Below are 26,398 nucleotides of genomic sequence, written 5' to 3' on the forward strand. Positions count from 1 at the left end.
AGCATGTGCAGCCATTGAATGGATAATGAAAAAAAGATCGCATTAAGGCGTTGTAATGAATCGACAATCCTGGCTGCTGAACCTCAGTTTGCTGAAGACACACCCGGCATTTCGCGCGGTCTTCCTGGCCCGTTTTATCTCTATTGTTTCGCTCGGACTGCTCGGCGTCGCGGTACCCGTACAGATCCAGATGATGACGCATTCCACCTGGCAGGTGGGGCTTTCGGTAACGCTGACCGGCAGCGCGATGTTTGTCGGGCTGATGGTCGGTGGCGTCCTCGCCGATCGCTATGAACGTAAAAAAGTGATCCTGCTTGCGCGCGGTACCTGCGGTATTGGCTTCATCGGTTTATGCCTGAACGCCATGCTGCCGGAGCCTTCGTTGATTGCCATTTATCTGCTGGGTCTGTGGGACGGCTTTTTTGCCTCGCTGGGCGTGACGGCATTGCTGGCGGCGACGCCTGCGCTGGTGGGGCGTGAAAACCTGATGCAGGCAGGGGCGATTACCATGCTGACCGTGCGTCTGGGCTCGGTGATTTCGCCCATGCTGGGTGGGCTGTTGCTCGCCACCGGCGGTGTGGCCTGGAACTTCGGTCTGGCGGCGGCAGGTACCTTTATCACCTTACTGCCGCTATTGAGTCTTCCGGCACTGCCGCCACCGCCACAACCGCGTGAACATCCGCTGAAATCGCTACTCGCGGCGTTTCGCTTCCTGCTTGCCAGTCCGCTTGTCGGCGGTATTGCGCTGCTCGGCGGCTTGATGACGATGGCAAGCGCTGTGCGCGTACTCTATCCGGCACTGGCGATTAGCTGGCAGATGTCAGCGGCGCAGATTGGCATGTTGTACGCCGCCATCCCACTTGGGGCGGCGGTTGGCGCGCTCACCAGCGGGAAACTGGCGCACAGCCTGCGTCCGGGGTTAATTATGCTGGCCACGACCATCGGGTCGTTTCTGGCCATTGGCCTGTTTGCCCTGATGCCTGTCTGGGCGTTAGGCGTGGTGTGTCTCGCACTGTTTGGTTGGCTGAGCGCCATCAGTTCGCTGTTACAGTACACGATGCTGCAAACGCAGACGCCGGAAAATATGTTAGGGCGCATCAACGGGTTGTGGACGGCGCAAAACGTCACCGGGGACGCCATTGGTGCGGCGTTATTAGGCGGTCTGGGAGCGATCATGACACCGGTGGCTTCGGCGAGCGTTAGCGGCTTTGGTCTGGTGATTGTGGGACTACTACTGCTGCTGTTACTCAGTGAATTACGTCGATTCCGGCAGACGCCGCCGGAACCCGCTTAGTGTGAGACTGGCCGGATAACGCGTTATCGCCGCCATCCGGCAATGACAATTAAAACAGTGTGGCGAGACGGTTTAACACCTGCATCGCGCTGTAATAATCCAGACGGAAAGACTCGGTGCCCAGGGCATAGACGCGCTTGTTCTGTACTGCAGGCAGGTGTGCCAGCAGTGGGTTGGCGTAGATCGCCTGCTCATCTTTCTCGTCACCGGCAAACAGGAACAGCGCCTCGCCGTTCAGTCCGGCCGCCAGATTTTCACCGCCAAGCTGAATGATATCGTGACGTTTCCCCTGGCTTTGGCTGGGCTGCAGCCCGCCAGGCAACGTTGCCAGCGTAAAGCCGAGTTGCTCCAGCATTTTTCCCTGCGCAGACTCTGGCGTCCACAGATTGGCTCTGTGGGCGGCGGCGGTGTAGACCAGCGCGCTCACCGGTTGTGGCGGCAACGTCAACTGCTGCTTAACGATGGTTAGCTGCTTATCAAATTCGGCAATACGTGCGGAGGCCTGTTTCTCCTGGCCGGTAATCTCGCCCAACTGCGTCAGCAGCGACTGCCAGCTTTTATCGTCGTAATTGATGATAAGCGTCGGGGCAATAGGCGAGAGCTGATCGTACAGCGCCAGGGCGGAGTCGCCGCCGGTCGCGCTAATCAGAATGAGATCGGGCATTTGTGCTGCCACCGCTTCGGCGTTCGGTTCACCAATATACAGGCGCGTCAACTTGCGTGCTTTTGCCACGTCGCCCCACTGACGTAAGAAACCCTGATCGTCAGCCACGCGGTTATTGGGGGTTGTCGCCCCGCTGGCGACCACCGGTGCATCAATCGCCAGTAATGAACCGGTCAGCGTGACGCTGGTAGAGACGATGCGTTCAGGTTTGTGTTCCAGCGTATGGTTGCCGCGAATGTCGGTCACCTGACGCGGCCAGTCCGCCGCATGAGCTGAGGAGAATCCGAAAACGAAGAGCGTAACGAGCAGGGAAGGCAGTCTCACAAATCAGTTCCTGTGCTGAGTTATTAATGCTTCTCATTTTCATTATTAAGCGTAAGGGATGCAAGCATTAGCCGCACTTTGTGCTACCTCAAGAGTTGACATGTCGCCTGTTTGCTTTTAGGTTAGCGCCCGAAAATATAAATGATAATCATTATTAAAACCTTTATCATTTTTGGAGGATGATATGGATACGTCTTTGGCCGAGGAAGTTCAGCAGACCATGGCAACACTTGCACCCCAGCGTTTTTTCTTTATGTCGCCGTATCGGAGTTTCACGACGTCAGGATGCTTCGCCCGCTTCGATGAACCCGCCATTAACGGTGATTCGCCAGACAGCCCCTTCCAACAAAAATTACACGCACTGTTCACCGATGCCAAAGCGCAGGGTATCGCAAACCCGGTTATGGTGGGGGCGATTCCGTTCGATACTCGACAGCCATCGTCGCTGTTTATTCCTCAGAGCTGGCAGACCTTTTCTCGTCAGGAAAAGCAGCGATCATCACGTTACTTTACCGATCATCAAACACTCAACGTCACGGCGCGTAACGCGATTCCCGAGCAGGAGACGTTCGAAGCGATGGTCGCGCGCGCCGCTGCGCTGACAGCGACGCCTGAAGTCGACAAAGTGGTGCTGTCACGACTGATTGACATCACCACCGACGCTGAGATCAACAGCGGCGCGCTGCTGGAACGTCTGGTGGCGCAAAATCCTGTTAGTTACAACTTCCATGTCCCACTGCGCGATGGCGGCATTTTGCTCGGCGCGAGCCCGGAATTGTTGCTGCGCAAAGAAGGCGATCGCTTCAGCTCGCTGCCGCTGGCGGGCTCCGCGCGTCGTCAGCCTGATGACGTGCTGGATCGCGAAGCCGGAAACCGCCTGCTGGCCTCTGAAAAAGATCGCCATGAACATGAGCTGGTTACGCAGGCGATGAAAACCGTACTGCGCGATCGCTGTCAGGATCTACAACTACCGTCTTCACCGCAGCTTATCACCACGCCCACGCTCTGGCACCTCGGCACGCCGTTTGAAGGCACAGCCAATGCCGGAGAAAACGCCCTAACGCTGGCTTGTCTGCTGCACCCGACGCCGGCGTTGAGCGGTTTCCCGCATCGGGTGGCAAAACAACTGATTGCCGAACTGGAGCCGTTTGATCGCGAACTGTTTGGTGGCATCGTCGGCTGGTGTGACGCCGAAGGCAACGGAGAGTGGGTAGTGACCATCCGCTGCGCGACATTACGGAAAAACCAGGTGCGTCTGTTTGCAGGCGCAGGGATCGTCCCGGCCTCTTCACCGGTGGGGGAATGGCGTGAAACCGGCGTCAAACTTTCCACCATGTTGAACGTTTTTGGATTGCATTAAGGAGCGATGATGAGCATTCCTTTCACTCGGTGGCCTGACGAATTTGCCCGTCGGTACCGCGAAAAAGGCTACTGGCAGGATCTGCCGCTGACGGATATTTTGACCCGCCATGCAGAAAGCGACCATACGGCGGTCATCGAGGGTGAGCGCCAGTTGAGCTATCGTGAACTGAACCAGGCGGTGGATAACCTCGCCTGTACGCTGCGCCGTCAGGGGATCAAATCCGGCGAAACCGCGCTGGTACAACTGGGCAACGTGGCGGAGTTGTATATCACGTTCTTTGCGCTGCTGAAGCTTGGCATCGCGCCCGTGCTTGCGCTGTTCAGTCATCAACGCACCGAACTTACCGCGTATACGACGCAGATCGAGCCCGCGCTGCTGATTGCCGATCGTCAGCACGCGCTGTTTGCCGACAATGATTTTCTGAATACGTTTATTGCTCAGCATAATTCTATTCGCGTGGTGCATCTGCTCAATGACAGTGGCGAGCACTGCCTGCAAGCGGCGATAAACCAGCCGGCAGACGCGTTTACTGCTACGCCATCGCCTGCGGATGAGGTGGCGTACTTCCAGCTCTCTGGCGGCACGACCGGGACGCCGAAGCTGATCCCGCGAACCCACAACGACTATTACTACAGCGTGCGTCGTAGTAATGAAATCTGTCACTTCACCGCCGATACGCGTTTTTTATGCGCCATCCCTGCTGCGCATAACTACGCCATGAGTTCACCCGGATCGCTGGGCGTATTTCTGGCGGGGGGAACGGTCGTACTGGCCGCGGACCCGAGCGCCACGCTGTGCTTCCCGCTGATTGAAAAACATCAGATCAACGCGACGGCGCTGGTGCCGCCAGCGGTCAGCCTGTGGTTACAGGCGATTAATGAATGGGGCAGCAATGCGCAGCTGGCTTCGCTGAAGCTGTTGCAGGTTGGTGGTGCGCGCCTCTCTGCATCCCTGGCGGCGCGGATCCCAGCCGAAATAGGCTGCCAGTTGCAGCAGGTTTTCGGCATGGCGGAAGGTTTAGTGAACTATACCCGTCTCGACGACAGCCCGGAGCGGGTAATCAATACCCAGGGGCGTCCGATGTGTCCGGATGATGAAGTGTGGGTGGCAGATGCCGACGGCAACCCGCTGCCACAAGGGGAAACGGGACGGCTAATGACGCGTGGTCCCTATACCTTCCGCGGTTATTACAAAAGCCCGCAGCATAACGCCAGCGCATTTGACGACAACGGTTTTTACTGCTCAGGCGATCTGATCGCCATCGACGAGGATGGCTACATCACCGTTCAGGGACGAGAGAAAGATCAGATCAACCGTGGCGGCGAGAAGATTGCCGCGGAAGAGATCGAAAACCTGTTACTGCGTCATCAGGCGGTGATCCATGCGGCGCTGGTCAGTATGGAAGACGAGCTGCTGGGGGAGAAAAGCTGCGCGTATCTGGTGGTGAAAGAACCGCTGCGCGCGGTACAGGTGCGCCGCTTTCTGCGTGAGCAGGGCGTCGCTGAATTCAAGTTACCGGACCGGGTGGAAACCGTTGAGTCGCTGCCTTTGACCCCGGTGGGTAAAGTCGATAAAAAACAATTACGTCAGTGGCTGGCAACACGTTCGGCCTGAAGGAGAACACGCAATGGCAATTCCTAAACTGCAGGCTTACGCGCTGCCAACCGCGCTCGATATTCCGGTCAATAAGGTCAACTGGACGTTCGAGCCGGACCGTGCAGCGCTGCTGATCCACGATATGCAGGACTACTTCGTCAGCTTCTGGGGTGAAAACTGTCCGATGATGGAACAGGTGATCGCCAATATCGCCGCGCTGCGCAACTACTGTAAAGCCCATAATATTCCGGTTTATTACACCGCACAGCCGAAAGATCAGAGCGATGAAGATCGTGCCCTGCTTAACGACATGTGGGGGCCCGGACTGACACGCTCACCAGAGCAGCAAAAAGTGGTTGCCGCGCTGGCGCCGGATGAAGCCGATAATGTACTGGTGAAATGGCGTTACAGCGCGTTTCACCGTTCGCCGCTGGAACTGATGCTGAAAGAAACCGGTCGCGATCAGCTGATTATCACCGGGGTATATGCACACATTGGTTGCATGACCACCGCGACGGACGCTTTTATGCGCGATATCAAGCCGTTCATGGTAGCGGACGCGCTGGCCGACTTTAGCCGTGAAGAACACCTGATGTCGCTGAAGTATGTTGCGGGACGTTCAGGTCGCGTCGTAATGACTCAGGAGTTGTTGCCCGCGCCGGTACCAACCAGCAAAGAGGAACTGCGCGCGCTGATTTTACCGCTGCTCGATGAGTCCGATGAACCGATGGATGACGAGAACCTGATCGATTACGGTCTCGACTCGGTACGGATGATGGCGCTGGCAGCACGCTGGCGGAAAGTGCATGGTGATATCGACTTCGTGATGCTGGCGAAAAACCCGACCATTGATGCCTGGTGGGCGCTACTCTCTCGCGAGGTGCGCTGATGGCTGGATTCGATTATCACGGCAAAACGGTGTGGGTCACCGGCGCAGGTAAAGGCATTGGTTATGCCACGGCGCTGGCGTTTGTTGAGGCCGGAGCACAGGTCACGGGCTTCGATCGTGAGTTCACTTTGCAGAATTACCCGTTTGTTACCGAGGTGATGGATGTGGCGGATGCCGGACAGGTAGCTGAGGTCTGTCAGCGCCTGCTGGTGCAAACCGACCGGCTGGACGTGCTGGTGAATGCTGCCGGGATTTTACGCATGGGCGCGACCGACGCGCTGAGTCCGCACGACTGGCAGCAGACGTTTGCAGTTAACGTTGGTGGTGCTTTTAATCTGTTCCAGCAGACGATGGCGCAGTTTCGCCATCAGCGGGGTGGGGCGATAGTGACCGTGGCTTCAGACGCCGCGCATACGCCACGTATAGGCATGAGCGCCTATGGGGCGTCGAAGGCGGCGCTGAAAAGTCTGGCGCTGACCGTCGGGCTGGAACTGGCGGGCAGCGGAGTGCGCTGTAATCTGGTGTCGCCAGGATCAACGGATACTGACATGCAGCGCACGCTGTGGGTCAGTGATGATGCGGAACAGCAGCGCATTCGCGGCTTTGGTGAGCAGTTTAAGCTCGGTATTCCTTTAGGCAAAATTGCCCGACCGCAGGAGATCGCTAACACCATTCTGTTCCTTGCCTCCGATCTGGCCAGCCACATTACGTTGCAGGACATCGTGGTGGACGGCGGCTCTACGCTGGGAGCGTAACGATGATCTGGAAACGTCATTTCACGCTTGATGAACTGAACGCCACCAGTCAGAACACGATGGTGGCGCATCTGGGTATTATCTATACCCGACTTGGTGACGACGTGCTGGAAGCCGAAATGCCGGTGGATACCCGCACACACCAGCCCTTTGGTTTACTGCACGGCGGAGCCTCAGCGGCGCTGGCCGAAACGTTAGGCTCAATGGCGGGTTATCTGATGACCCGCGACGGGCAATGCGTGGTTGGGACAGAACTGAATGCCACTCATCACCGGGCGGTTTCGCAGGGTAAGGTGCGCGGTGTCTGCCAGCCGCTGCATCTGGGGCGTCAAAGCCAGAGCTGGGAAATCGTGGTGTTTGATGAGCAAGGGCGGCGTTGCTGTACTTGCCGACTGGGAACCGCAGTGTTGGGCTGAGCACGCTTAATGTTATGTGATTGCAGCGTTAACGGGTGAATGGAGTGATCCAGTTAACAATGCAATGTAAATAGTCGGTGATACTTCAGGTTTATTGGGTTGTCAGGTTGTTAAAACCAGAAAAGATGTTATAGAAACAAAATGTAACATCTCTCTTCTCTGGAACACGCAAACGGATAACAACCATGAATAAATCAGGGAAATACCTCATCTGGACAGTGCTCTCGGTAATGGGTGCCTTTGCTCTGGGTTATATTGCGCTAAACCGTGGGGAACAGATCAACGCACTGTGGATAGTCGTGGCGTCGGTCTGTGTCTATCTTATTGCCTATCGTTTTTACGGTCTGTACATCGCCAAAAATGTGCTGGCGGTTGACCCGACGCGGATGACGCCTGCAGTACGCCATAACGACGGGCTCGACTACGTCCCCACCGATAAAAAAGTCTTGTTTGGTCACCATTTTGCGGCGATTGCCGGCGCGGGTCCGTTAGTCGGGCCGGTTCTGGCGGCGCAAATGGGCTATTTGCCGGGCATGATTTGGCTGCTGGCTGGCGTGGTTTTAGCCGGGGCGGTACAGGATTTCATGGTGCTCTTCGTGTCGACGCGTCGCGATGGCCGCTCGCTGGGTGAACTGGTCAAAGAAGAGATGGGCCCAACCGCAGGGGTGATTGCGCTGGTGGCCTGTTTCATGATCATGGTGATTATCCTTGCGGTGTTGGCGATGATCGTGGTGAAAGCGCTGACCCACAGTCCGTGGGGAACCTACACCGTCGCGTTTACGATTCCGCTGGCGATCTTTATGGGTATCTATCTGCGCTATCTGCGTCCGGGTCGTATCGGCGAAGTGTCGGTTATCGGTCTGGTGTTCCTCGTGTTTGCGATTATTTCCGGCGGCTGGGTCGCGGAAAGTCCTACCTGGGCGCCGTACTTTGACTTCACTGGGGTTCAGTTAACCTGGATGCTGGTGGGTTACGGCTTCGTGGCGGCGGTACTGCCGGTGTGGCTGCTGCTGGCGCCGCGTGACTACCTCTCAACCTTCCTGAAAATCGGGACCATTGTTGGTCTGGCGGTTGGCATTTTGATCATGCGTCCAACGCTGACGATGCCTGCGCTGACTAAATTCGTCGATGGTACCGGGCCGGTGTGGACAGGTAACCTGTTCCCGTTCCTGTTTATCACTATCGCCTGTGGCGCCGTTTCGGGTTTCCACGCGCTGATCTCCTCCGGCACGACGCCGAAGATGCTGGCAAACGAAGGTCAGGCTTGCTTCATTGGCTACGGCGGTATGCTGATGGAATCGTTTGTCGCCATCATGGCGCTGGTTTCTGCCTGCATCATCGATCCGGGCGTCTACTTCGCTATGAACAGCCCAATGGCCGTGCTGGCGCCTGCCGGCACGGCGGATGTGGTGGCGTCTGCCGCTCAGGTGGTCAGCAGTTGGGGCTTTGCGATTACGCCGGACACGCTGCATCAGATTGCTAACGAGGTGGGTGAGCAGTCGATTATCTCCCGTGCGGGTGGTGCGCCTACGCTGGCGGTGGGCATGGCCTATATCCTGCACGGCGCGCTGGGTGGGATGATGGATGTGGCCTTCTGGTATCACTTCGCCATTCTGTTCGAAGCGCTGTTTATTCTGACGGCGGTCGATGCGGGGACGCGTGCCGCGCGCTTCATGTTGCAGGATCTGCTGGGTGTCGTTTCTCCAGGCCTTAAACGTACGGACTCATTGCCTGCCAACCTGCTGGCGACCGCACTGTGCGTGCTGGCGTGGGGCTACTTCCTGCATCAGGGCGTGGTGGATCCGTTAGGCGGCATTAACACCCTGTGGCCGCTGTTTGGTATCGCTAACCAGATGCTGGCAGGTATGGCACTGATGCTCTGCGCGGTTGTCCTGTTCAAGATGAAACGTCAGCGTTATGCGTGGGTGGCGTTGGTGCCGACTGCATGGTTGCTGATTTGTACCCTGACGGCGGGCTGGCAGAAATCCTTCAGCCCGGATACAAAAGTGGGCTTCCTGGCGATTGCCAATAAGTTCCAGGCGATGATCGACAGCGGCAATATCCCGCCGCAGTACACGGAATCGCAACTGGCGCAACTGGTGTTTAACAACCGTCTGGATGCGGGCCTGACTATCTTCTTCATGGTGGTGGTCGTGGTACTGGCACTGTTCTCCATTAAGACGGCGCTCGCCGCTCTCAAAGAGGACAAGCCGACGGCAAAAGAGACGCCGTATGAGCCGATGCCGGAAAATGTGGAAGAGATCGTTGCGCAGGCCAAAGGCGCGCACTAACGTGTAATTATGCCCCTCTCCCGATCGGGAGAGGGGATTTTCTGACAGGTGGTAATGATGTTTGATACGCTTTCGAAAGCCGGGAAATATCTGGGCCAGGCCGCGAAACTCATGATTGGCGTGCCGGACTATGACAACTATGTCGAGCATATGCGGATCACCCATCCGGATCAGACGCCTATGACCTATGAGGAGTTTTTCCGTGAGCGTCAGGATGCGCGCTATGGCGGAAAGGGCGGGGCGCGCTGCTGTTGAACTCAAGGATCTTCGGGCCGGATAAGCACGTCATCCGGCATAATCAGGTTATTTCACCGTCCACGCTTTTGAAAACCGACGACTGGCAAACAGCTCCTGAAGACCGTTGATCTGTTTCAGGCGCAGGACTTCGTCCTCGTCCATCCCCAGTTCCTTACCGATTTTTTCGTCTTCCCATCCCAGTAATGCCAGTTCACGTACGATCTCTGACATCGCGTGGATCTGATGACGGCCACGAGCACGGTTATGGCGAATAGTTGCTGCCATGCGGTCATGCCGCTCCCCTTCCAGACAAGTAATGGGTAAATAGCCTTTGAGACGGGATTTAAGCGAGGCTTTGCTTTTCCCCAGTTCATGGCGGTGAAAACCGTCGACGATCTCATACTCTTCCGGACTGGATTGGGTGGCAACAATGGGTTGGGTAAAGCCATCCGCCTCAATGGATTTCAGCAGCAGCTTTTTCTCCGGTGGTGCGACGTTATTAGGATTGTAATCGTTAGGCGAAATGCGATCGTTTTTTATCCATAGCACACAGTCAACCGGCTCGTTGCGAAATGGACTGACGCTGTGAATCGCCTTTCTGAACTCATTGATGGCTTTAATTCTTTCGTCATCAGATAAGCCAGAAAGATAGCTAAGAAGGTCCTGAGTTAATCGTTGTTGCATAAAATTCCCCATTCCTTGCGTTTCGCTTTCATGCGTTCGCTATAACGCTGGTAACTTTTCGGTTTAGTTGGGCTGAAAGAGAGCGCCCGACACCAGTAATCATTGTTCAATAACACTTTGCAGATGCGTCGCCAGGAGGGAATATCTTTTGAACCGATATCACCCGTCTGCGTTTGCGGGATCTCACCGAGGCCGTTTTTTTTGTACCACTGTAAATAGACGGCGATTTTGTTGCGGTAATGCTCTGCCGTGGAGATGGGCATGCTGAGCAGTAACAGCATGGCGTAGTCCTGCCAGCTCAAGTGATCGGGCTTGAGAATTTTTCGATGGCCATAGAAGTGATTATCCTGCCCGGCGTAGATCCCGCCGCTCCTGACGCCACTCACGCGCTCGCACATCGCGGCCCATCTTTCCGGTTCAACAACATGATAGAGCCATAATCCCTGGCGCTGTTCAGGGCCAAATGGTTCACAAATACGCATGTAACGGGCCGGAACACCGGCCTGATACATCAGGTTGTAGAGCGGATTACAGGGCAAATTGGTGCGACCAAACCAGGTCCAGATATCGGCTGTTTTCCAGTCATACAATGGATAGATATACCAGGTATGTCCGCCTGGTGCGGCGGTCGTCCAGGGTTTGTCATCGGCAAAACGCTGTTTACGTAAACTGGCGATTGCCACAAAACGGTTATAGGATTCATCGGCCCGAATCCCGATCATCATCGCTGCCGGGCGTTTATTCGAAAACCAGTCGGCAAATTCACGTACAAACTGTTCGAAGGTCATGCCGGATTGATAGAAGGGAAAATAACCCGGATCGGTGATGGCGTCTGGCGGCGGTTGACGAACCCACTGGGCATTGGGTTCCCAACACTGCCATTCAGGCTGAAACTGTGACAGTGAGTTTTGGGTGGTGAGCGGAAGGGCAACCCAATAGAAATGGTCGATGACATCGGCATACATTTCGCGCAGCGCGGTAATATAGCTAATGGTACAGGAAAATTGCGCTTCCCAGTCAATGAACAACACATTGATTTTTTTGTGTAGCTTACGGGCAATATTGGCCGTCAGATGTAACATCAAGCCAGAATCTTTACCACCGGAAAAGGAGACGCATACGCGGGGAAGATTTTCGAGAGTCCAGGTGATGCGTTCTTCAGCGGCTTCAAGAACATTTTGGTTTAATGATATTTTATAAACGGACATGTATCGCTTATCCTTAAACGTTAAAGTCATTCGCCTGAAATAGATATCCCTCTATAATATAAGACTTTTTTGGGAGCGTGCAATACTTAAATAAATTCAATGAATTAATTAAATTATCTTACATATATCCGTTTTGAATATATTTTAATTGATATTACATGCTTGCTATACAAGCTGGTGTGGTTAAAAACAAAGGGTTTTTGCAAAGAAATGTTTCTTTCTGATTTGAGTGTTACTTAAGTAAAGCTTAAATGACGAAGTGATTTTTACAACATGTTATGAGAAATATTCAGGGTAATTATATCTAATGGCATATAATTACCCGTAGTACTTATGGATGTGTCATCATGGCATCCAGTTGCGCTTTTTCAGGCAAGCCAACGACCTGCTGAAGAACGTTATCTTTATTCATATAATAAATTGCGGGCGTGACGTTTGCGCCTAAATCATCCATGATTTTCTGGTTCATATTGAGGATTTTCATGTGTGCCGGAGAAATCGCTTTGGGTACCGTGAGCGCCATTTTTCCGCCAGAGGCTTCATAATCATGCCAGGTTTTTGCCGGATCGTTCGATGCCAGAATGGCAGCAGCGGTAGCTGGGCTCTCTGGTTTGATGACGCCGACGAGTAGCGTTCGCAATTGGACTTTGCCGGACTCCACCCATGGCCGAGCCTGTTGCCAGAACTGTTTGCAGTACGGACAGAAAGGATCAGCAAAAACATACAGCACCACCGGAGCCTCTTTTTTGCCATCGAGAAGCCAGTCGGCTTTTTCCATGCGCTGCCACATTTCCCGTCCGGCAGGCGCATAGATTTCTTTCTCTATCAACTGATTGCTCAGGTTTTCGCCTTTTTCATTGTACATGTAGCCTGAAATGGCCTGCTTGCCATCAGGCGTCAGGTAGATAGTGACCCCCATATCCTGATATTTACCAAGATAGCCTTTCATCCCGCCGGGCGCATCGAACGACTTTATAATGGTAATCCCTTGTTTTTCTATCGCTTTAACGGGCGCAGGCAGGTCTTCGGCCCAGGCAAAAAGAGGGAGCAGGGAGAGCAAAAGCGTACGTTTTAACATCATTTATCCTTATAAATCAGAGCGATTGCGAGAACGGTGGGGAAACCTATCACAGCCATAGATAAGACCTCAGGCTGGAACGTTGCCCTTTGAGGAGTGGGGTGGTGTAATCATTCTCGCTGTTACAGCCTTTGTTAAGGTAATGTAGAGCGCAACACATAGCCAGTTTCACTGGCGCTGAAGTTACCCACGGGTAGTTCAGGTAACGGGGCTGCCTGCAAAGGTGGCCCTTTTTACTTTGCGTCGTAGCACGTTCACAACGTTGAATTGAGAGGTTTGTTAGCTAACGCTTATTGATTTGATAAAGGAAACGCATTAGCCCTGTCAGTCAATCTTCGGTAACTTATCTCTCAACGAAAACATGGAGGAAGTACAGATGTCTTTGATTAATACCAAAATTAAACCTTTTAAAAACCAGGCGTTCAAAAACGGTGAATTCATCGAAGTGACCGAGAAAGATACCGAAGGCCGCTGGAGCGTCTTCTTCTTCTATCCGGCTGACTTTACCTTCGTATGCCCGACCGAACTGGGTGACGTTGCAGACCATTACGAAGAACTGCAGAAGCTGGGCGTAGACGTTTACTCCGTCTCTACCGACACCCACTTTACCCACAAAGCATGGCACAGCAGCTCCGACACCATCGCCAAAATCAAATATGCGATGATCGGCGACCCGACTGGCGCCCTGACCCGTAACTTCGACAACATGCGTGAAGACGAAGGTCTGGCAGACCGCGCAACGTTCGTTGTTGACCCGCAGGGTATCATCCAGGCGATCGAAGTTACCGCTGAAGGTATCGGCCGTGATGCTTCTGACCTGCTGCGTAAAATCAAAGCCGCTCAGTATGTTGCTTCTCACCCAGGCGAAGTGTGCCCGGCTAAGTGGAAAGAAGGCGAAGCGACGCTGGCTCCATCCCTTGATCTGGTCGGTAAAATCTAAAAATTCCGGCGTTTTTCATGCCACAGGTGTGTTGGCTGCGCTTATTCATCCCGGTCACTTACTTATGTAAGCTCCCGGGGATTCATAAGATTGCCGCCTTCCTGTGACAAGGAATACAGGGAATTTACCTCACATACGGGTGCTTATGGGTGCCCGTTTTATTCAGCACCATGACGCAAGTTGTATTAATGCAGACTCAGCCAAATCAGCTTGCATGATGATGTTTTCAGAGAGGGAAGAACAATGCTCGACACAAATATGAAAACCCAGCTCAAGGCTTATCTTGAGAAACTGACGAAACCTGTTGAGCTGATTGCGACGCTGGATGACAGCGCTAAATCGGCGGAAATCAAGGAACTGCTGGCTGAAATCGCTGGACTGTCAGAGAAAGTCACCTTTAAAGAAGACAACAGCCTGTCGGTGCGCAAACCCTCTTTCCTGATCACCAATCCGGGTTCAACGCAGGGGCCGCGTTTTGCAGGTTCTCCGCTGGGACACGAATTTACGTCGCTGGTTCTGGCGCTGTTGTGGACCGGTGGACACCCGTCAAAAGAAGCGCAGTCTCTGCTCGAGCAGATCCGCGATATTGACGGCGATTTTGAATTTGAAACGTATTACTCACTCTCCTGCCATAACTGCCCTGACGTGGTACAGGCACTGAACCTGATGGCGGTGCTGAACCCGCGTATCAAACATACGGCGATTGATGGCGGCACGTTCCAGAACGAGATCACTGAGCGTAACGTGATGGGCGTACCGGCTGTCTACGTTAACGGGAAAGAGTTTGGTCAGGGTCGGATGACGCTGACGGAAATCGTGGCGAAAGTGGATACTGGCGCTGAAAAACGCGCCGCAGAAGAGCTGAGCCAGCGTGATGCTTATGATGTTCTGATTGTCGGTTCCGGTCCTGCGGGTGCAGCCGCAGCGGTTTACTCCGCACGTAAAGGGATTCGTACCGGCCTGATGGGTGAGCGTTTTGGCGGCCAGGTACTCGATACTGTGGATATCGAAAACTACATCTCTGTCCCGAAAACGGAAGGGCAGAAGTTGGCTGGTGCACTGAAGGCGCACGTCGATGATTATGACGTGGATGTCATCGACAGCCAGAGCGCCAGCAAACTGGTGCCAGCGGCCAGCGAAGGCGGTCTGCATCAGATTGAAACCGCTTCCGGTGCGGTACTGAAAGCGCGCAGCATTATCATTGCTACCGGTGCGAAATGGCGCAACATGAACGTTCCGGGCGAAGATCAGTATCGTACCAAAGGCGTCACCTATTGCCCGCACTGCGATGGTCCGCTGTTTAAAGGCAAGCGTGTGGCGGTGATCGGCGGCGGTAACTCCGGCGTAGAAGCGGCGATTGATCTCGCAGGGATTGTGGAACACGTGACCCTGCTGGAATTTGCCCCGGAAATGAAGGCGGACCAGGTACTGCAGGACAAAGTTCGCAGCCTGAAAAACGTCGATATTATTCTGAACGCGCAGACGACAGAAGTGAAAGGCGATGGCACGAAAGTGGTTGGTCTGGAATACCGCGACCGTGTGAGCGGCGACGTTCACAACGTTGAACTGGCGGGGATCTTCGTCCAGATTGGCCTGTTGCCAAACACCACCTGGCTGGAAGGGGCGATTGAACGCAACCGGATGGGTGAAATCATCATCGACGCGAAATGCGAAACCAGTGTGAAGGGCGTATTTGCGGCGGGCGACTGCACCACCGTACCGTACAAGCAGATTATCATCGCGACCGGCGAAGGGGCGAAAGCTTCCCTGAGCGCCTTTGATTACCTGATTCGTACGAAGACGGCATAAAAAAAGAAAGTAAGACTACACCTGCAAAATGAAAGAGGTGCCGACTGGCACCTCTTTTTTTGTCAGTCATCAGATGATTAACGCACAACCAGTACCGGCAGCGTGGCATGACGTACCACACTTGAGGCATTAGAACCCAGCAGGTGTGTGGTAATTGACGGATTACGTGAACCAATGACCACTACGTCAGCATTCAGTTCTTCACCCAGCTCATTGACCACGTCACGGACGCTGCCAAAGCGGACATGCTGCTTAATACGGGAAGGATCGATACTGAAGTGACCGACCATCGTTTGCAGTCGGGTTTCGGCTTCATGCTGTAAGTGTTCTTCAAAACGACGAACGTCGGCGGCGAAGCGATGCAGACTCAGGCTGGCAGAACCAGGCAGCACATGCAAAAGATGAATGACGCCATCCTGCTGCGCCAGAAATTCAGCGTGGCGAATCGCCTTATCGCTGAGTTCCATTTCAAAAACATCAACCGGCATAATGATTGTCTTATACATACCCGTTTCTCCCTGTTAATTAATACTTAAATCATTCAAGCATATAATAATAATTCTGTCTGCTTTCTGCAGGGTATTTTTCACATGTGCGGCGATTCCTTGTTCATTCGCTACCAGTGATTCTCCAGGTAAAGCACGGCGCCGACGATGATCGCCGCCATAATGAAGAATCCCAGTAATATGCTGAATGTATCGTTCATGACCGCACCTGCCAATGAAACCGATTCAGTGTGGACGAGTCAGGAGAAAGGCGAACCAGGAAGAAAGGGTGATTTTACGGAAGATGCCGGAAAGAGGATGCGAGTGCATCCTCTGGGTAAAGCGGAAAGTCGCTTATGCAGATGGGATTAACGCAGGAAGTCGCCAGCAGCTTCTGGCTGGTATTCCAGCTCCAGCACTTCGAGGTGGGTGGATACGCCGCCCGGAAGTTCCCAGTGAATGGTGTCGCCCACACGCACGCCCAACAGCGCTGCTCCCACTGGCGCCATCACTGAAAGTTGCGTACTGCTGTCGGTCATCGCCGTAGGATAAACCAACGTGCGCACGCGAATTTCGCCATCGCTCAGATTGCGGAATTTAACACGACTGTTCATGGTCACGACGTCATGCGGCATGGTCTCTGGCGAACACATTTGGGCACGATCCAGCTCGGCATTTAACGCGTCGGCAATGGGTAAATCTGCATACGCGGGTTGCTCCAGTAAGCGATCGATGCGTTCTGCATCAAGGTCGTTAATGATGATAGTTGGTCTGGACATTTTTACTCCATGTCGTCAGTACTGCGTTTTGCCGCAGGTAATATTCCCAAAAGAAAACCCTCACCGTCTGGCGGCAAGGGTTTAACTCTCCCGATGATACTGAGACTTACCCTGGGTTTGAAGTGATTTAGTTCACATTCGGGTAAATAGCTAAAAAAGCATCGCTGGTATGAATTTTATTCGATAAACGTGATCGTTCTCAAATTTGCATTATGCTTTTTAAGCGCGCGCCGCGAGCGCGTCACTTTCTCAGCGTTCCGCTACAGGAGATCTCATGAGCCAGTACGACAAAATTACTCTCAAAGATGGCAGCTATCTGTATTTTAAGGACTGGGGTGATCGCAGTGGACAGCCCATTGTCTTCAGCCACGGCTGGCCGTTAACGGCAGATGCCTTTGAAGATCAAATGCTTTTTCTGGGGTCGAAAGGATATCGGGTGATCGCCCACGACAGGCGCGGGCATGGACGTTCCGCGCAACCGTGGGAGGGGCACACGATGGATCAGTATGCCGACGATCTGGCTGAACTGACCGCACACCTGAACCTGCAAAATGCGGTGCACGTCGGTCACTCGACGGGCGGTGGCGAAGTGGCGCGTTATATTGGGCGACACGGGACGCAGCGCGTGGCGAAAGCGGTATTGATTGGGGCGGTGACGCCTATCATGGTGAAAACGGATTTCAACCCAAACGGCGTGCCAAAAGAGGTGTTCGACGGTATCCGTGAAGGCGTTGTCAATGACCGTGCCGCCTTTTTCTATGAACTCACTGCCGCCTTCTACGGCTATAACCGTCCGGGAGCGAAAGAGTCGAAAGCCGTGCGCGAGAGTTTTGTTGAGCAGGGATTACAGGGCTCAATAAAAGCGCTGTACGACTGCATCAAGGCGTTCTCGGAAACAGATCTGCGCGAAGACTTGCGCAAAATGACCATTCCGACGCTGGTCATTCATGGCGATGACGATCAGATTGTCCCGCTTGAAACCTGCGGCAAAGTGGCGGCGGAAATCTTGCCCGACGCGCAACTGAAGGTCTACGCGGGCGGTTCCCACGGCATCTGCACCACCCATAAGCAGCAGATAAATCAGGATCTGCTCAACTTTATTCAGTCGTAATCTTTAACGGATTGCTCTACGCTGATCCTCTTCCATCAGGGGGATGAGCGGAGCGCATTTCGTGCTTCGCCGACGTTAAATTCATCAGAGAATACTATGTATTTCTATCAACCCTCGCAGGGACACGGCCTGCCGCACGACCCGCTGAATGCCATTGTTGGCCCCAGGCCAATTGGCTGGATCGCTTCTCAGGACACCGCTGGCCGGGATAATCTGGCGCCTTATAGCTTCTTTAACTGTTTCAATTATCATCCGCCCATTATCGGTTTTGCCAGCACTGGCTGGAAAGACAGCGTGCGTAACATCATGGAAACCGGAGAGTTTGTCTGGAACCTGACCACCCGAGAATTAGCCAGCGCGATGAATGAAACCTCTGCCAGTCTGCCGCATGGCGAAGATGAATTTTTCGCTGCCGGTCTGACGAAGGCGGAAAGTCGGCTGGTAAAAGTGCCACGCGTTGCGCAAAGCCCGGTGAATTTTGAATGTCGCCTGTCGCAGAGTATTCAACTGACGACCGCGCAAGGTGAAGCCATCGAAACCTGGCTGATCCTCGGTGAAGTTGTCGGGATTCATATTGCCGAAACGCTGTTGGAAGAGGGGATTTACCAGACCGCAAAAGCACAGCCCGTGCTGCGTGCTGGCGGCCCTACGGCCTACTATGCGATCAGCGAGTCGCACCGTTTTGATCTGGTGCGCCCGGATGCGCGTGCGAAACGTTGATTTTTGACCCGGCGCGGATTTCACGTCGGGTCAAAAGATCAGTAACCTACTTTGTCGATGACGAACTCCTTACCACAGTTTCCCGGATGGGGTTGCGGAGCAAACGAGTCGGCGGAGAGCGGCGCGTTAATGGCACTGGCCTTCAGCGAGAACTGGATCTCCGTCAGATAAGCCGGATTGCCGTGACAACTCAGTTTTACTGCTTTGACGGCCTCTTTTCCCCAGCGTTGGGCCACCGCTGCATCGAAGGCGCGGCGACTGACGCTCTTACCGTAATTCTCGCCCAGAAATGCCCCTAATTCGCTGGCCTTGATCTCTTTGTTCAACCGCACCATGGTGCCGAAGTATGCATCCGGGTCGAAGCCAAAACAGGCGCCGTGTTTCGCGTATTCATAGCGTTCGAGGCAAGAACGTCCGCCTGCTCCTGGCATAACGTCACTGAGTTTCGCGGCGGTTTCCAGCGAAAGTCCTGTTTCTGGCGCAGAACATTTGCGACTGGCACGAGCTTCCGGCAGGTTAGGGATCGGACGCGTGGCGCAGCCAAAGCGCATCCAGCGGCGTTCATCGACTCCGCGTGAAGCGACCGATTTCGGTAATCCTGGCCACAATCCGTGAACGGTCAGAAAATCGACTTTGTTGGCGGTCTCTTTTTGCAGGCGACACTCGTCAGGTTCACGGCGGTCCCGATCGTGCTGGCTCTGACAGAAGCCTGTCTGCCAGGAGAGCGCCAGCACATAACGGTCAAAGTCACCGTACTGCGTTGCCTGTAATTCGTTGGCGGTTGCGGTAGAAAGGGGGAGGAGTGGGGCGGCGAGCCACACCCATTTTTGCCAGGTCGGTTTCATGATGATTCTGAACTTATATAAAATCTGAATAGTATCTATTTAACCATAAAAAAAGCCCGCGAGGTGTCTTTACCCTGCGGGCCTTGATCCATTCAGTGTTTTACGTCAGAACTAGTTCCACATCGCCAGAATCGGCCAGCCAACCAGCAACAGCATCGCAATGTAAATCACCCCGAAGATGGCGCCAAGACGCCAGTAGTCTTTGGATTTAACATAGCCGCAGCCGTAGATAATGACCCCTGGGCCTGTTGCGTAAGGCGTCAGACAGCCCATGATCCCGATGGACAGCACCAGCAGGATACACAGATGTTCCATCGGCACGCCTGGGATTCCTTTACCGACCGCCAGAATCACCGGCAGCATGGTAGCCGTGTGCGCCGACAGGCTGGCAAACAGGTAGTGGGCAAAGTAGAACACCAGCACCAGCACAATTACCGTCGCGTTAGGCGAGAACCCTTCCAGATGGGTGCTCATAGTACTGGCGAACCAGTCAATAAAACCGGAGCGGGTTAAACCGTTTGCCATGACCACGAGGGTGGCAAGGTTCACCAGCGTGTTCCAGGCGCTGTTGTATTTGGTAATGTCTTTCCACGGCACCACATGCAGCGCCAGCATCAGTGAAACGGCTAACAAACCGACGGCGGTGGCGTCGATCATTTCACCGCCAAAGACCCATAACCCTAAGCTCAACAGAACCAGACCGATCAGCGTCCACTCTTTACGCGTCAAGGTACCCATAGTTTTGAGTTCGTCACCCGCCCACGCGGCGACTTCCGCACTGTGTGTGATTTCAGGCTTGTAGAGAACATACGAGAGCCACGGCGCAACGATCAGCAAAATGATACCGACCGGCAGGAAGCCCAGGAACCACTGCAGCCAGCTAATCTGCACACCGGCGATTTTGCTGACAAATTCCAGACCCAGTACGTTTGGCGCAGCACCCGTAACGAACATCGAAGAACTCAGACTGGTACTGATGACCATCATCCACATCAGGTAACCGCCGATACGACGTGCGGACGGATCGTTCGGGAACGATTTAAACAGCGGCGGCAGGTTTTTGATTACCGGGAACACGGTGCCCCCGGTACGGGCGGTGTTAGATGGCGTAAACGGCGCCAGCATAATATCGATGATGACAATCGCATAGCCCAGCGTCAGGGTGCGTTTGCCCATGAATTTCACCAGGAACAGCGCGATACGACGGCCAAGCCCCGTAACTTCGTAGCCCAACGCGAAGATAAACGCACCGAACACCAGCCAGACGGTGGTACTGGAGAACCCCGCCAGACCCCATTTCAGCGCCTGTTTACCGGCATCGAATGCCGGGTCCGCCAGCTCTTTGGCATCAAAGAGCAGGTAGTTGCTACCAATGACGCAGATGGTCACGGCGATAAAGCTGATCGCGGTAGCCGGAATCGGCTCCAGGATCATACCGACGATCATCGCCACGAAAACGGCGAAGTAATGCCATGCCTGCGGGGGCATGCCGTCCGGGACAGGGATAAGAAACATGACACCCATGACGACCAGGGGAGCCAACAACTTCCATATACTATCTTTCGATAAAGACATAAGTGATTCTCCGGAAAGGATCTTTTCAATAATTGTGTAAATGTTTAACTTGAGAAATCTGGGCTAAAAACCACGTGACGATCAGCAGGTCGGCACTGCCGCCAGGGCTGAGATTGCGTTCAATGCAGTGGCTGTCGAACTGATGCAGATGATCGAGATCGGCGGGGGTTCGGATGCCCCCTTGTTGTAACAATGCGTTTGCCTGCTGCTGTATCCAGCGCAGTCCTGCCGCACCGCCGCGCGAGGCCACGTTGGTATCGCCGTTGCGCGCAATCAGCAGGAGTAAGGTGTCCAGCAGCGCCAGCTCGGGATCGCGTCCCTCGGCTAACAGGTCGCGATAGTGCGGAAGCGCATGGCGGATGACTAACGGATATCCCGCTTCGGCTTCGCCACGTGCGCCGGTTAACCCAAGTTGCTGATAAAGTCGCTGGCCTGCCGTGAGTTGTTGGTTGTTGTTGCGCAGTTCGCGCTCGGTCAGGCCGCGGCAAAAGTGGGCGGCGGTGGTACAGATCGTTTCCGGGGTGATGGGCTGCTGCTGTTGATGTAGTCGACCAATGGCGGCACACAGCAGACCGAGAGAAAAAATGCTGCCTTTATGGGTGTTCACACCCGCGGTGGCGCGAAACATGTCCCCTTCACAGGCCATACCTAACGGGCGTAAGCCGGTTAATACGGCATCGGCCGGCATCTGCGCACTGCATGCACCGTATTCAATAAAACGCGGAAGCCAGGCCTGAATCGCCAGCGCGCTGCGATGAAAATCCGTCAGCGACATGTCTTTATGCGCGCCGCAGTTCAGACGATCGACCAGCCCGGGTTTTGGCGACAGATTGACTTCCGTCAGCATTGCACGCCACGCCAGATGGCCGTATGCGTCAAACAGCGTACGAGGAAGAGCGGTCGTTTCAACGGGCATATTGGGAATCGGCAGCATGCAGCAGCGCCTCCATGTGGGCGATCAGATCGGAGAGCGTGTGAGTTTTCCCACGCGCGCATTCGGCAGCGCTCTGCTCGCACAGCAGGCAGCGGCGGGCGGGAAGGGCGAAATGACGGCGGGAGAGAATGTCGCCTCCGGGTGTGAGCACATCGATGTCCCACAAACGTCCCAGAGGATGGGTATGTTCGAGCTCAATGGTCGCGAGCTTGATGTCACGGGCCGGTGCCTCAATCGAGAGCATGCCTTCCGGCCCGCTGGCTGAGGCCAGTGCAGCCTGCTCCCTGATATGCCAGTCCGCCTGTGCCGCCAGCGTACGCAGCGCAGTCACGCCATGATTAAAGAGGCGACGGGTGAGCTCGCTGTCTTTAATCGGGCCAGGCGCTACCACGGTAAAGGAGACCAGTGGAATGGGATGGCGCGCTAGCCAGACGTGTTGCCGTGCTTGTCGCGCATCCCGGCTGACGAGCAGCTCGGGAATTGAAACGGCGTGGCGGGTGGCCTGTTCAGGGAGCAGGTGCATGGCTTATTCCTTCACCTGATGAACAACATCGATCACTGAACCGTCGCGATAGCGCACCACGGCAATCACACGGTCGGTGAATTCGATGGGACGGGGTTCACCAGTGAGCTGTTGCGCACGTTCACGCAGCCACTCGATGGAGACCACCTTCATCCCGGCTTCTTTCAGGCGTTCCGCCAGTTCCTGACGTGCCGGGTTAACCGCAATACCATGATCGGTAACCAGAATATCGACGCTGGAACCCGGCGTGACGCAGGTCAACACGTTATCCACCAGCGTCGGAATGCGACCCCGCACCAGCGGTGCGACGATGATTGACAACGCAGCGGCGACGGCGGTATCGCAGTGTCCGCCGGACGCGCCGCGAATGACGCCGTCAGAACCGGTCAGCACGTTGACGTTAAACTGGGTGTCGACTTCCAGCGCACTCAGCACGACCACATCCAGACGGTCAACGGAGGCGCCTTTTGAACCCCAGTTGGCATACTGGTTCGCGCTGATTTCAATGTGATTCGGGTTGCGCGCCAGTGACTCTGCGGCATTGCGGTCGAAGCTCTGTACGTCCAGCAGTTTGCGAATCAACCCTTTTTCATGCAGATCGACGATGGTGGCCGTGATACCGCCCAGCGCGAAGTCTGCGCGGATATCGCGGCGACGCATTTTGTCTTCCAAAAAGCGCGTGACTGCCAGTGAGGCGCCGCCAGTACCGGTTTGCAGTGAAAAACCTTCTTTGAAATAGCCGGAGTGGGCGATGACCTCTGCCGCGCTGCGGGCAATCAGCAGTTCGCGCGGGTTGGTGGTCATTCGGGTGGCGTCTGCTCCGATTTTATCGGCATCGCCGACCTGGTCTATCTGGACGATCAGATCAACCTGATCCTGGGTAATGCTGGCCGGGTTGTGCGGATAAGGCAGCAGTTGTTCCGTCAGTAGCACCACCTGTTTAGCGCTTTCAGCGTCAACGCGGGCATAGCCGAGTGAACCGCAGCAGGCTTTACCGGTGTAGCCGTTAGCGTTACCGAACGGATCGCAGGACGGGACGCCGAGGAAGGCCACATCAATGTTAAGTTCGCCGCTCTGAACCAGATGCACGCGGCCGCCGTGGGAGTGAACCTGAACGGGTTCGGCGAGCAGGCCGCGAGAGATCTCTTCTGCCAGCGGTCCGCGGAGACCGGAAGTGTAAATACGGTTAACGACGCCGTTACGGATATGGTCGACCAGCGGCGCGTGGCAATCGCTCAGGGAGCTGGAAGCTAGCGTCAGGTTTTTAAATCCCATGCTGGCGAGGGTTGCCATCACCAGGTTAATGGTCAGGTCGCCGCCGCGAAACGCATGGTGGAAGGAGATAGTCATGCCATCCTGCAAACCGGAACGGCGGATTGCCTCTTCCAGGCTGGCGCACAGTTTCTGGTCGCGCGGTTTCTGTTCCTGCAAGGCCTGCTTTGCGGCGCTGGTATAGGTGGAAAGGTCGCTTTCAGCCAGGCGGCTCCAGGCTGCTACCCGTTCCTGTCGTTGAGACTGTTCGTTTTTCTGGGTCATTGTTTTTGCCTTATTCTTCGCGGATGCCGGAAAGTTCTGCACGGGAGAGCACCAGACGTGCGCGCTCGATCACCGGGCTGTCGACCATCTTGCCGTTCAGGGAGACCACCCCGAGGCCTTCACGGGCGGCGGCTTCTGCGGCTTCCACGACCAGACGCGCGTGCGTCACTTCTTTTTGCGTCGGGGCATACAGGTTGTGCAGCAGGTCAATCTGGCGCGGGTTGATCAGCGATTTGCCGTCAAAACCCAGCTGTTTGATGTGGGCGGCTTCGTGCAGGAAGCCCGCTTCGTTGTTGGCATCGGAATAGACGGTATCGAAGGCCTGAATCCCGGCAGAGCGCGCGGCCTGCAAAATAGAACAACGGGCAAACAGTAATTCAGTCCCCTCCGGCGAACGTTCCGTGCGCAGGTTGCGTACATAGTCTTCCGCGCCCAGCGCGATCCCGATCAGACGTTCAGAGGCGTGGGCGATTTCCATGGCGCGAGTGATGCCTAACGGTGACTCGATGGCGGCCAGCAGACCCGTGCTGCCCGGCTCGCGACCGCAGGCTTTTTCAATGCGCAGAATTTCGCTTTCGATATCGATAACATCCTGAGCGGTATCGGTTTTCGGCAGACGAACTACGTCAGCGCCGCCGCGAACGACGGCTTCCAGATCGTTGATTCCCCATTCGGAATCCAGTGCGTTAACGCGCACGATGGTTTCGACGTCGCGATACAGCGGATGCTGCAGTGCGTGGTAGACCAGACGACGAGCGGTGTCTTTTTCACGCAGCGCGACGGAGTCTTCCAGGTCAAACATCAGGGCATCTGCCGGATAGATAAACGAGTTGCTGACCATCGCGGCATTGGCGCCGGGAACAAACAGCATGCTGCGGCGAGTGCGCGTTTTGCGCTGTTGCAGAGAAGCGGAAATCATTGGCGATCCTCCCAGGGCAGGGCCGGGATACCGCTGGCGCGCGCCAGTAATGCTTCCAGTCGTGCACGTAAAATGCAGTCCAGTGCGCCTTTATCATCGACATTCAATTGCACGCCGCGCACGTCATACTGCGTCAGAACATCCAGAATGGTGGCGCGAATGGCCTCGCCAAACTGTTTCTCAACGCTGCTGTTGATCTGCAGGTCAATCTCCTGCGTATCGAGAGGGGCGATGCGTATCATCACATCACCGGACTCAAGTGTGCCTGCGACGGCAGCCTGGTTTATTTTCATTTTTCACCTGTTACTAATGCGGGGGTCTTTTGGCGGACTGTCGCGTGAGCGGGTGTGCGCTCAGGCATGCTTTGCAGGTAGTGCAAAGTGGCTGAAGGCACCAGCGACGCGATAGCCGTGAGATCTTTTTTCACGAGCAGTTTGCGCACCAGAGACGCAGAGATCGGCGTCCCCTGGAAACACAGTCGCTCGATTTCCACCAGTTCAATGGGCGGGGCGGGAAGAGTCGGCGTTTCCAGCCAGAAACGCATGTCGTGGTTATACTGGGCGGTTACGCCGCAAAACGGTTCCGTACCGACAAAGCGATGGGTGATCCCCAGCGCAGGTGCCAGATACTGACGAAAAATTTTTAAATCGATTTCGGTGTAGCAATGGTTGATGACGCTTTGTTCTTTAATGAAGTAACACGGGAACGTGGCGCGCGAAATGATGTATTCCGACCCGCGATGAACGGTGAGGTGCGGTATGTCTGCGGTGCCTTTGAGCACCAGGTCGAGTCGGTCCTCATACGGGAAACGGGAGGTATCTTCTTTCACCAGGAACAGATGAAGCCAGTCGCACTGCGCTGCCGCCTGTTGGATTAAATAGCGGTGTCCATTGGTGAACGGATTGGCATTCATCACGATGCAGCCGATTTTCTTGCCGTCATGACGCAGTTTGCTTAATGACTCTGCATAGCGTTTCAGACGTGTGGTGCTGTTTTCCATTAGCACCATGATGCCGGGAACGCGGGTCAGCGTTGAAAATCCGCACTGGCGGAACAACGATTCATACTCAGTTTTGGTATAAATGAAGAGATGCGTGCAGTGCCTTTCGTAGGCGAGATTGATAAGTTCTGTCGCCAGCGTGAGCGCTAACCCCTCGCCGCGTACCGATTCACTAATGGCCACACACTTGATGATATTTCCGGCGATACCGCCGCAGGCGATGAGTTTTTCATCACGAGTCACGGTAATAAAAACCTCAACGGTGGTATCGACGCTCAGATCATTTTCTTTCAGGAATTGCGTGATCGCCGCCATCTTTATATTTTCTGAGCGTTTGACGCGCGTGAACACATTATTACCAAACATAGTGGATAAGTCCTGAAGATATATTGTTGTTGCCGGTTTTGTATGTATGTTGTACGG

General features: G+C 54.8%; 27 protein-coding genes. 12 read left to right on the forward strand and 15 right to left on the reverse strand.

The features are described 5' to 3' along the window. Positions 1-55 precede the first annotated feature (55 nt). Complete coding sequence (entS, locus tag AOY24_RS02905; protein WP_054176117.1) at positions 56-1,294, forward strand: enterobactin transporter EntS; 1,239 nt, start codon at positions 56-58, stop codon at positions 1,292-1,294. A 49-nt stretch (positions 1,295-1,343) separates the two neighbouring features. On the opposite strand, the gene fepB is transcribed toward entS, so the two are convergent. Further along, on the reverse strand, positions 1,344-2,282 hold the full coding sequence (gene fepB / locus AOY24_RS02910; RefSeq protein WP_043001460.1) for a Fe2+-enterobactin ABC transporter substrate-binding protein: 939 nt from the start codon (positions 2,280-2,282) through the stop codon (positions 1,344-1,346). 184 nt (positions 2,283-2,466) lie between these two features. On the opposite strand from fepB, the gene entC reads away from it, so the two are divergent. The 7 genes from entC (at position 2,467) to AOY24_RS02945 (ending at position 9,847) form a co-directional block, all read left to right on the forward strand. Continuing rightward, a complete protein-coding gene (gene entC / locus AOY24_RS02915; RefSeq protein ID WP_054176118.1) occupies positions 2,467-3,642 on the forward strand; it encodes an isochorismate synthase EntC in 1,176 nt (391 codons plus the stop codon). A 9-nt stretch (positions 3,643-3,651) separates the two neighbouring features. After that, complete coding sequence (gene entE / locus AOY24_RS02920; RefSeq protein WP_054176119.1) at positions 3,652-5,259, forward strand: (2,3-dihydroxybenzoyl)adenylate synthase EntE; 1,608 nt, start codon at positions 3,652-3,654, stop codon at positions 5,257-5,259. A gap of 13 nt (positions 5,260-5,272) precedes the next feature. After that, positions 5,273-6,130 carry an isochorismatase gene (locus AOY24_RS02925; RefSeq protein ID WP_043001457.1) on the forward strand — a complete coding sequence of 286 codons (858 nt, stop codon included), beginning with the start codon at positions 5,273-5,275 and terminating at the stop codon, positions 6,128-6,130. Continuing rightward, positions 6,130-6,885, forward strand: a complete 756-nt coding sequence (gene entA, locus AOY24_RS02930; RefSeq protein WP_043001456.1) for a 2,3-dihydro-2,3-dihydroxybenzoate dehydrogenase EntA — start codon at positions 6,130-6,132, stop codon at positions 6,883-6,885. Before AOY24_RS02925 ends, entA begins: the two co-directional genes overlap by 1 nt. 2 nt (positions 6,886-6,887) lie before the next feature. Further along, positions 6,888-7,301: a proofreading thioesterase EntH gene (gene entH / locus AOY24_RS02935; protein ID WP_043001455.1), complete on the forward strand. Its 414-nt coding sequence runs from the start codon at positions 6,888-6,890 to the stop codon at positions 7,299-7,301. A gap of 185 nt (positions 7,302-7,486) precedes the next feature. Further along, positions 7,487-9,592: a pyruvate/proton symporter CstA gene (gene cstA / locus AOY24_RS02940; RefSeq protein ID WP_043001454.1), complete on the forward strand. Its 2,106-nt coding sequence runs from the start codon at positions 7,487-7,489 to the stop codon at positions 9,590-9,592. Between the two features lie 57 nt (positions 9,593-9,649). Next, positions 9,650-9,847, forward strand: a complete 198-nt coding sequence (locus AOY24_RS02945) for a YbdD/YjiX family protein (RefSeq protein ID WP_043001453.1) — start codon at positions 9,650-9,652, stop codon at positions 9,845-9,847. Positions 9,848-9,895: 48 nt separating this feature from the next. Here AOY24_RS02945 and AOY24_RS02950 read toward each other — a convergent pair whose 3' ends face one another. From AOY24_RS02950 to dsbG, 3 genes are all read right to left on the reverse strand, one after another. Further along, entirely contained in the window at positions 9,896-10,513 is a 618-nt protein-coding gene (locus tag AOY24_RS02950) for a ParB/RepB/Spo0J family partition protein (RefSeq protein ID WP_043001452.1), read from the reverse strand. Further along, a complete protein-coding gene (locus AOY24_RS02955; RefSeq protein WP_043001451.1) occupies positions 10,498-11,721 on the reverse strand; it encodes a phosphoadenosine phosphosulfate reductase in 1,224 nt (407 codons plus the stop codon). Before AOY24_RS02955 ends, AOY24_RS02950 begins: the two co-directional genes overlap by 16 nt. 331 nt (positions 11,722-12,052) lie before the next feature. Continuing rightward, on the reverse strand, positions 12,053-12,799 hold the full coding sequence (dsbG, locus tag AOY24_RS02960; protein ID WP_043001450.1) for a thiol:disulfide interchange protein DsbG: 747 nt from the start codon (positions 12,797-12,799) through the stop codon (positions 12,053-12,055). Between the two features lie 376 nt (positions 12,800-13,175). Between dsbG and ahpC the strand changes: the two genes are divergently transcribed. Then, the gene (gene ahpC / locus AOY24_RS02965) at positions 13,176-13,739 is read left to right on the forward strand and encodes an alkyl hydroperoxide reductase subunit C (protein ID WP_004859485.1); all 564 of its coding nucleotides are present in this window, start codon (positions 13,176-13,178) and stop codon (positions 13,737-13,739) included. Positions 13,740-13,982: 243 nt separating this feature from the next. After that, entirely contained in the window at positions 13,983-15,548 is a 1,566-nt protein-coding gene (gene ahpF, locus AOY24_RS02970) for an alkyl hydroperoxide reductase subunit F (RefSeq protein WP_044256621.1), read from the forward strand. Positions 15,549-15,625: 77 nt separating this feature from the next. Here ahpF and uspG read toward each other — a convergent pair whose 3' ends face one another. The 3 genes from uspG to rnk all read right to left on the reverse strand — a co-directional run bounded on the left by uspG (position 15,626) and on the right by rnk (position 16,812). Further along, the gene (gene uspG / locus AOY24_RS02975; RefSeq protein ID WP_043001448.1) at positions 15,626-16,054 is read right to left on the reverse strand and encodes a universal stress protein UspG; all 429 of its coding nucleotides are present in this window, start codon (positions 16,052-16,054) and stop codon (positions 15,626-15,628) included. Positions 16,055-16,164: 110 nt separating this feature from the next. Next, positions 16,165-16,254: a small membrane protein YldA gene (gene yldA, locus AOY24_RS25565; protein ID WP_272482625.1), complete on the reverse strand. Its 90-nt coding sequence runs from the start codon at positions 16,252-16,254 to the stop codon at positions 16,165-16,167. 147 nt (positions 16,255-16,401) lie between these two features. Next, positions 16,402-16,812 carry a nucleoside diphosphate kinase regulator gene (rnk, locus tag AOY24_RS02985; protein ID WP_054176120.1) on the reverse strand — a complete coding sequence of 137 codons (411 nt, stop codon included), beginning with the start codon at positions 16,810-16,812 and terminating at the stop codon, positions 16,402-16,404. Between the two features lie 274 nt (positions 16,813-17,086). Here rnk and AOY24_RS02990 point away from each other — a divergent pair, with 274 nt between their 5' ends. Both AOY24_RS02990 and AOY24_RS02995 read left to right on the forward strand, forming a co-directional pair. Next, positions 17,087-17,923 (forward strand): alpha/beta fold hydrolase, encoded by an 837-nt coding sequence (locus AOY24_RS02990; RefSeq protein WP_054176121.1) that lies wholly within the window; start codon positions 17,087-17,089, stop codon positions 17,921-17,923. A gap of 96 nt (positions 17,924-18,019) precedes the next feature. After that, entirely contained in the window at positions 18,020-18,643 is a 624-nt protein-coding gene (locus tag AOY24_RS02995) for a flavin reductase family protein (protein ID WP_054176122.1), read from the forward strand. 38 nt (positions 18,644-18,681) lie between these two features. Here AOY24_RS02995 and rna read toward each other — a convergent pair whose 3' ends face one another. The 8 genes from rna to citC form a co-directional block, all read right to left on the reverse strand. Continuing rightward, the gene (gene rna / locus AOY24_RS03000; RefSeq protein WP_054176123.1) at positions 18,682-19,488 is read right to left on the reverse strand and encodes a ribonuclease I; all 807 of its coding nucleotides are present in this window, start codon (positions 19,486-19,488) and stop codon (positions 18,682-18,684) included. Between the two features lie 111 nt (positions 19,489-19,599). Then, positions 19,600-21,063 (reverse strand): citrate/succinate antiporter CitT, encoded by a 1,464-nt coding sequence (gene citT / locus AOY24_RS03005; RefSeq protein WP_054176124.1) that lies wholly within the window; start codon positions 21,061-21,063, stop codon positions 19,600-19,602. A 25-nt stretch (positions 21,064-21,088) separates the two neighbouring features. Then, positions 21,089-21,997 carry a triphosphoribosyl-dephospho-CoA synthase CitG gene (gene citG / locus AOY24_RS03010; RefSeq protein WP_054176125.1) on the reverse strand — a complete coding sequence of 303 codons (909 nt, stop codon included), beginning with the start codon at positions 21,995-21,997 and terminating at the stop codon, positions 21,089-21,091. Further along, entirely contained in the window at positions 21,969-22,520 is a 552-nt protein-coding gene (gene citX / locus AOY24_RS03015) for a citrate lyase holo-[acyl-carrier protein] synthase (protein ID WP_043001441.1), read from the reverse strand. The genes citG and citX overlap by 29 nt, the downstream gene beginning before the upstream one ends. A gap of 3 nt (positions 22,521-22,523) precedes the next feature. Further along, the gene (gene citF, locus AOY24_RS03020) at positions 22,524-24,056 is read right to left on the reverse strand and encodes a citrate lyase subunit alpha (protein WP_054176126.1); all 1,533 of its coding nucleotides are present in this window, start codon (positions 24,054-24,056) and stop codon (positions 22,524-22,526) included. A gap of 10 nt (positions 24,057-24,066) precedes the next feature. Further along, on the reverse strand, positions 24,067-24,975 hold the full coding sequence (citE, locus tag AOY24_RS03025; protein WP_054176127.1) for a citrate (pro-3S)-lyase subunit beta: 909 nt from the start codon (positions 24,973-24,975) through the stop codon (positions 24,067-24,069). Beyond that, the gene (gene citD, locus AOY24_RS03030; RefSeq protein WP_043001438.1) at positions 24,972-25,268 is read right to left on the reverse strand and encodes a citrate lyase acyl carrier protein; all 297 of its coding nucleotides are present in this window, start codon (positions 25,266-25,268) and stop codon (positions 24,972-24,974) included. The genes citE and citD overlap by 4 nt, the downstream gene beginning before the upstream one ends. After that, positions 25,265-26,341 (reverse strand): [citrate (pro-3S)-lyase] ligase, encoded by a 1,077-nt coding sequence (citC, locus tag AOY24_RS03035; RefSeq protein ID WP_043001437.1) that lies wholly within the window; start codon positions 26,339-26,341, stop codon positions 25,265-25,267. The genes citD and citC overlap by 4 nt, the downstream gene beginning before the upstream one ends. Positions 26,342-26,398: the final 57 nt, after the last annotated feature.

The organism is Citrobacter sp. CtB7.12, from assembly GCF_001297795.1.
GTDB classification, from domain to species: domain Bacteria; phylum Pseudomonadota; class Gammaproteobacteria; order Enterobacterales; family Enterobacteriaceae; genus Citrobacter_A; species Citrobacter_A amalonaticus.